This is a genomic window from Haloferula sp. (genome assembly GCF_049672945.1).
Taxonomy (GTDB): domain Bacteria; phylum Verrucomicrobiota; class Verrucomicrobiia; order Verrucomicrobiales; family Akkermansiaceae; genus Haloferula.
This window is the reverse complement of record NZ_JBATWY010000083.1, coordinates 1-6,300: the sequence shown is the minus strand read 5'-3', so window position 1 is coordinate 6,300 and position 6,300 is coordinate 1. Positions and strand designations below refer to the sequence as shown.

The window sequence follows — 6,300 nt, the reverse complement described above, 5'->3', positions numbered from 1 at the left end:
GATTTGAAAAAGCGTCTGAAAGTCCACGATCAGGGTGGAAACAATTCGACCAAAACGGGCGCACCTTGGACTCTGGCCTGGTATGGTGGATTTGAATCCGAAAGCGCAGCTATCGATTTTGAGCGCTATCTCAAGACCGCATCCGGAAAAGCCTTCGCCCGTAAGAGACTTTTGCACACCTGATCTTCCCGAGTCTGCCCTGCCATTCGCTACGTCAGCGAAAAATTGGCCTGCCATTCGTAGCTTTAGCGGAGAATGGAGCCCATCGAGCCGCCATGGCAGGCGATCAAGGAATGGATTCCTGACGACGAACCGGATCTTGACTGGTTCAACCGTCCGCGCGGGCCTTCCGGTCACGACAAGGACGACTTCGACCAGAGCCCCACGTGGAAGCCTCAGGAAGTCCCCCTCGGCGACGGCTTTACCCTAGTGCTCGAAGATTCCTGAATCCGTCCGAATTGGCTCGAAAACAACCGCTACCAAAAACCATCTTGGCAAAGCGGGCTGTAGTTCTATGCTCACGAGTAATGGAAATCGTCCTGAAATCACCCGGCACCGCCAAGACCTGGCGTGGAAGGGGGACTCTTCATACCGGGACCCCGCCTACTGCCTCACCGAAGCACCTCCTCAGCCCCTTTCCCCCCGCAACCCCCTTTTCCCCGCCCTCTGGTCCGGCCCAACGGCTGGTTCAGGAGCCGCCCGCCAAAAGCAATTTCCTAGCAGCCGGGAAAGACCGAGCCAAGAGCGCCACAAGTCCCCGCGCGAAGTGAAGGGCCTATTTTTAATCAATTGAAAAACTCTCATGAAAACCGCTAATTACCAATCACCAAAAACCACCCCAATCAGGAGACATGCAGGAATGTTACTAACCCTGTTAACACTCAGCATGCCCTGCGTTTCAGCCGACGTACCGAGAGTAAGAGTTCTTTGCATAGGCAACAGCCACACGAACCGTATGGTTCCCCACCTGAATGGTTTTTTGAATGCGCGCCCGGACGTATTGACAGGCATATCTTTCTTTGCTGGGGATGGGGGAGCCGCTATCTCAGGCCTCTACGATTACATCGAAGAATCCTGGATACCTAAGCGCGGTGAGTTTCAGTATATTACCATGCAGCAGCGAACGGGTTTCGATACAAGGGCTGTTGATATTGTGGATGATGCTTTCTCAGAGGAGTTCGCACGTGGCGATAGTTTTATTGATATATATACCAGTAATATAGATCATCCTTATTTCACGAATGGAGTCGCGTCTTCGAGTAAATTTGTTAATACCTATAATGCATATTATAGCTTGATAAAAGAGCAATCTCCTGGGAGTCCTAGAGTTCTTCAATATGGACTTTTTGCTTACTCTTTTGATCAGGCGACATCTGAAAAACATCACCGCGGTTGTGAATTCGCTGCGGCACTAGGTAACTACAAAGGCGTTGACTCAAGAGTTACCCCGGTAGGACGAGCGTTCCAGTATGTAAATGAAAACGGGGTATATGTTACTGGAGAAGATCTTCAGTCTGGAGATGTAGTCCATGCCTCATCAACAGGTTATTTTCTTGCCGCAGCGCTTTTCTTTCAGACTATTTTGGATGATCGGTTCCCAGGATTCACTTTGTCAGACTTCCCCTACTTGCCTGAGGGGATGTCACTCCAGCAGCGCAACGAGCTGATCGCCGTTGCTAAACAATTTTCCACAGCTCCTAAATCATACGCCACTTGGATCGAGTCCGCAGGCGTTAGCGTTTCGGATGCTCTGCCGAATTCCATACTACATGACGACAGACTTAATAATCTCTTGAAGTACGCCTTCAATCTGAATGTTAATAAACCAGATCATAGAACACTTATTCCTGGCACAGGGACGGGCGGCTTACCCGTATTAGGCGTTACAAACGTGGACTCAGAAAGAAATATTTCTTTCGAGTATGTCCGAAGAAAGGGCGCGTCTGTCGATTACGCCCCTCTACAATCATCCACCCTTAGTGATGACTCCTGGGTTTCCGCAACGGGAACCGAAATGGCATCAGATATTGATGATGAATGGGAGCGTGTGACAATTGACACTCCCGTGAATGAAGCCCCGGAAAAGTTATTCTACAAAATCAATATTTCGGAGGTGACCACCCCCGATCCTGAAACGGTTGAATTCGCTATAAATAATTCGAGCAGCGCCCGAATTAGAGATGACGCTGCCATTAACGGTCAAGGCAACACCCTTCAGTATAACCAGGGATTGAATGTAGGAACGTTGAGCTACGGACCGGGAACGCATGCAGCGATTGCCTTTCAAATGAATGGCGCGACGGCAGCCGAGGTTCTTGGTGGCGATTTTTCGATCAGCTACAACAGCAAGTCGGGAACCCCGAATTTCAACGTCGACTTATATTATAGCCGAGTCTCAGCCACTGGTGAGCTGCTAGCATCCGATTATCAGGCCGCCAACTTAGTAATGAAGGATTTCATCACGACGAGTTCCGCCCCTGGAAATCATTCTCTTGATGGCTTGGGAAGGGAGAATCTTTCATTCTATATTAAGAATCAATGGGAAGAGGGTAGTTATATGATTCTCACACTGAAAACCTCTCCCGTAGCAAGCACTCTTGCCACCGCATCGGATTTTTACTCATTCGGCGCAGCTAAGTCGGACGGCACTTCCGATAATGCACAACTCCATGTGAAGATTCCCGCTCCCGTTATTGAAAACGAGTAAGCGATTAGCGCATGGTCACCGAGAGAATCCAGCTGCCGGAGGATAGGAAGCACGCACAGGTGAATACATTCCCCCTTCAGATACTCCAACTCACTACCTTGCCTCACCCAACTATCCAAACCCACCCATCTCGCCTATTGAAAGGCACCCTGAAACATGAGAAAAAAACCACAAAAAAGAAAAATGACAAGGAACTCCCTACTAAAAGCTGCAATATCATCAGCTCTTTTGATAGGGAGCAGTGCCAACTCCATGGCCGATTACGTGGAGGCTGGAGATTGGAGCAAAGTTCGCCTTTACGGCCATAACAATAATCTGATATCACAATACACCCGGAGTGAGCTTGACTACATCAAGGCTCACTTCAGCCTGAATACCATCGAGAAAGCCCACAATAAGGCCATCTACGAAGGCCAATCCACCCTCGCCCTCAAGCAGGCTGCCTCAAGAATCAAAAATTGGAATGCCAAGTTCCCCACAACCAACACCAAGTCCCTCTACTACTGGAACGCTGAAATCGCCTACGACAATTCGTATAAAGAAATAGCCGACATGCTTACAAACACCCCTTGGTGGTTCAAAGACACACCAAATGGAGTGCCTCGGCCATTTAGCTTCGAGTTCCCCAACGTCACTTCACAATGGAAATGGGCGGACGTCCCCAACAATGCAGTCTCTTCGAGCGACCTCTACGGCACCTTCATCGATGCTGTAGGTCTAGCTCAAAGGCGGGGGACATTCTCCCGGACTATGGATGCGATCAGAAAGCTCAGAGGATTCACCATATACAACGGATTCTTCGTTCTCAAAACAGACTACGGCGTCTCCGTCAATGCCGGCAATAGAGTATTGGACATAACCGATGGGGTCTTTGTTGAATTCATGGCCTCTGGATCTTTTTGCACCACCAAGGAGCAAGCAGCTAAACAAATCGAACTGCTTCTCGAAGTACCAGCCGACAAGACAATCGTCTGCATCGGATGGCCGGAAAGCCTTGTCAGGAAAACGGGCCCGGCCGACCACCGGTTTTCTATGGTTGCCTATCTCATTTGCGCAAATGCCAACTCCTACTATGGATATATGGATAAAGGCTGGCACAAGGTGTTCGTAGATGCGAATAAAGACTCTATACCCGATGCTTCTAACGGCCTGAATCACATGGACTTCAAGCGTAGGCTTGGGAAACCTTTGGGCCCCGGCAATAGGATAAGTGAATATGTATATGATCGAAGATTTGAAAATGCCTATGTCTTTATCAATCTGGAGACAGGAAATTCCACTATCAATTGGAATCCCTGATCCCGCCTGAACAGCTACGCTATCCAGTATCTTAATCCGATACCGGATAGCGGACTTTTAGGATCAAGCCATCTCTTCAAACCCATGTCGCCCGAATCCCCCTTAGTGTCCCGCCACGAAAAAATCGTCGCAGGCGCACTGACCCTCGTTTTTTCGCTTTTTGTCGGGTTCGCTCTCATCCCGAAGACCCCGGACAACAAAGACGCAAGCGCCAGTGAAGCAATAGACAAAGGAGTCCCGCCACCAAAACGGAACTCGAATCCTCGCGAGGAAAGGGAAAAAACGAGAGCCGATGGTGATTACCCCAATGATCTAATCGCTATTTTCGACAAAGATCCCCAAGCCGCATATGAAAAACTAGTGGCAGATAAGGGTCGTTTGACGGAGCCTGAATTCAAAAGCTTGCAGGCCATGATCCTAAGTGCTTGGGCTGAAGCAGATCCGAAGAATGGGAAGCTTCTGCTATCCGAGGAATCTGATCCATATGCCAAATCAGCATTGGTCTTTGGAATCTCACAGGGAATTTTGCTCGATGATATCGAGAGCGTGTATGACTGGCTGAGTTCATTGGATGGAAGCGGCTTCCCCGAAGGTTCACTGGACGGAGCAAAAAGGAACATCATTCTAAGGCACTCCGCAGAAGATCCGATTGGAGCTGCTCAAGTGTTAGACAAGCTCACCTCCCCCGAACTGAAGGCAGGGCTATTCGAGCAAGTTGCCGGACTGTATTCGAGAGCCAATTTCCCGGAGGCTTTCGAATGGGTGAAAGGACAGCAAAACGGGGATCTTCGCGAAAAAGGCCTCAGGTGGATCGCAGCAAATGTGCCTGCCGAGGGATTTGATCAGTTCAGCGCTGAGATTGCGGATAATCCATCCGCGTTCCAAGCAGAGCTTTTGAAAGAAATGCTCTTTTCTTTGTCGGAATACAGCCCCACTGGAATGGCTGCAAAGATCAAAGACTACCCCACGTCGTATCAGCCCATCGCCGCAAAAGCCTTGGCAGAAGGCTGGCTGCCTCAGGATACCGATGCCGCAACCAAATGGTTTGCCGAGCAAACCGATAAGGATATCCACGACGCGGGTGCAGAAGTCATCGCCAACTACCTCTCCTACGATCATCCCGTTCAAGCCATCGATTGGGCACTCGCGATGGATGACATCCAAAAGCGTTCCGAGCTCGTGTACACAGTCATAGCCCGTAGTAACGAAGTGAACCGTGTAGGAATTAATCAACACCTCAATAGCCTCGGTTTATCGCAGGATGAACTCGATTATCTAAAGTCTGCCAATCAATGATTATGCTTGGGGAGCGAACGGGGCAACCCGTGAGAAGGACGAAAGCCATTACCCCTAGCCACCTGCCGGCGAAAACCCCCTTTGAATTTGTCATCTATGATCATGCAGAAAAATGAAGCGCTCTTGAGATTTTCTTTTCCAATCCATTCTCTCCTTTGCTCGCTCCTGCTAGCTCTTCCTCCATCCACTGGAGCTGCAGAAGAGCGCCCGAACGTGCTGTTCATCTCGGTCGATGACTTGAATGACATGCCCGCTTTCATGGGAATTTATCCCGATGCGATTACGCCGAATATGGACCGCCTTGCCTCGAAGGGAATGGTTTTCACCCGAGCCCACACGCCCTACCCGCTCTGTGGACCAGCGCGGGCCAGCATCATGACCAGCACACTAGCCACGACCAATGGCTTCTACAACCACATGCCTGACGAGAAAGTTCAGCAACGAGGCAAAGAAATGGGGACTAGTACCATACCAGAATACTTCAGAGAGCATGGTTACCATGTCATGGCAGTGGGTAAATTGTTCCACAAACACGTTCCTAGAGATAGCGTCGATGAGTCAGGGGGGCGAGGAAACTGGAACAACCACCCCAAGGGCAAACAGAAATACAATAGAGGCAAGACCATGACTGACTGGGCTTACTGGCCCGGCCAGGAAGATAGAATGTCAGATCCAAAAGCAGCAGAATGGGCGATCAAAAAATTACAACAAGAGCATAACAAGCCGTTTTTGATGATGGTTGGTTTCCTTCGCCCTCACGTCCCATGGATTGTGCCCAAACGATGGTTTGACCTCTACCCAGATTCGAAGAAACTAAAAATGCCACCCTTCAAGGCCAATGATCTCGATGATGTACCAGAAATTTCAAAGCGGCTCAATATCGAGGCTGGCATGCCCTGCACCGACAAGCTTATCGAAAAAGATCAATGGCATGAAGTTATCCAGTCCTATCTCGCGTCATGTAGCTTCGTCGACCACTATGTTGGTAAAGTCATCGA

6 protein-coding genes are annotated in these 6,300 nt (G+C 49.6%); all 6 read left to right on the top strand.

Annotated features, from left to right (window positions below):
* Positions 1-183: GIY-YIG nuclease family protein (locus tag WBG04_RS07105; RefSeq protein ID WP_424313689.1), on the top strand; the 183-nt coding region annotated here is incomplete at its 5' end.
* A gap of 72 nt (positions 184-255) precedes the next feature.
* Positions 256-447, top strand: a complete 192-nt coding sequence (locus WBG04_RS07100) for a hypothetical protein (RefSeq protein WP_424313688.1) — start codon at positions 256-258, stop codon at positions 445-447.
* Between the two features lie 508 nt (positions 448-955).
* Complete coding sequence (locus tag WBG04_RS07095; RefSeq protein WP_424313687.1) at positions 956-2,707, top strand: hypothetical protein; 1,752 nt, start codon at positions 956-958, stop codon at positions 2,705-2,707.
* Positions 2,708-2,863: 156 nt separating this feature from the next.
* Positions 2,864-4,006 carry a putative glycoside hydrolase gene (locus tag WBG04_RS07090; RefSeq protein WP_424313686.1) on the top strand — a complete coding sequence of 381 codons (1,143 nt, stop codon included), beginning with the start codon at positions 2,864-2,866 and terminating at the stop codon, positions 4,004-4,006.
* Positions 4,007-4,090: 84 nt separating this feature from the next.
* Positions 4,091-5,302, top strand: a complete 1,212-nt coding sequence (locus WBG04_RS07085) for a hypothetical protein (protein WP_424313685.1) — start codon at positions 4,091-4,093, stop codon at positions 5,300-5,302.
* 102 nt (positions 5,303-5,404) lie between these two features.
* Positions 5,405-6,300, top strand: an 896-nt coding sequence (locus tag WBG04_RS07080; RefSeq protein ID WP_424313684.1) for a sulfatase-like hydrolase/transferase, incomplete at its 3' end; no start/stop codon positions are given.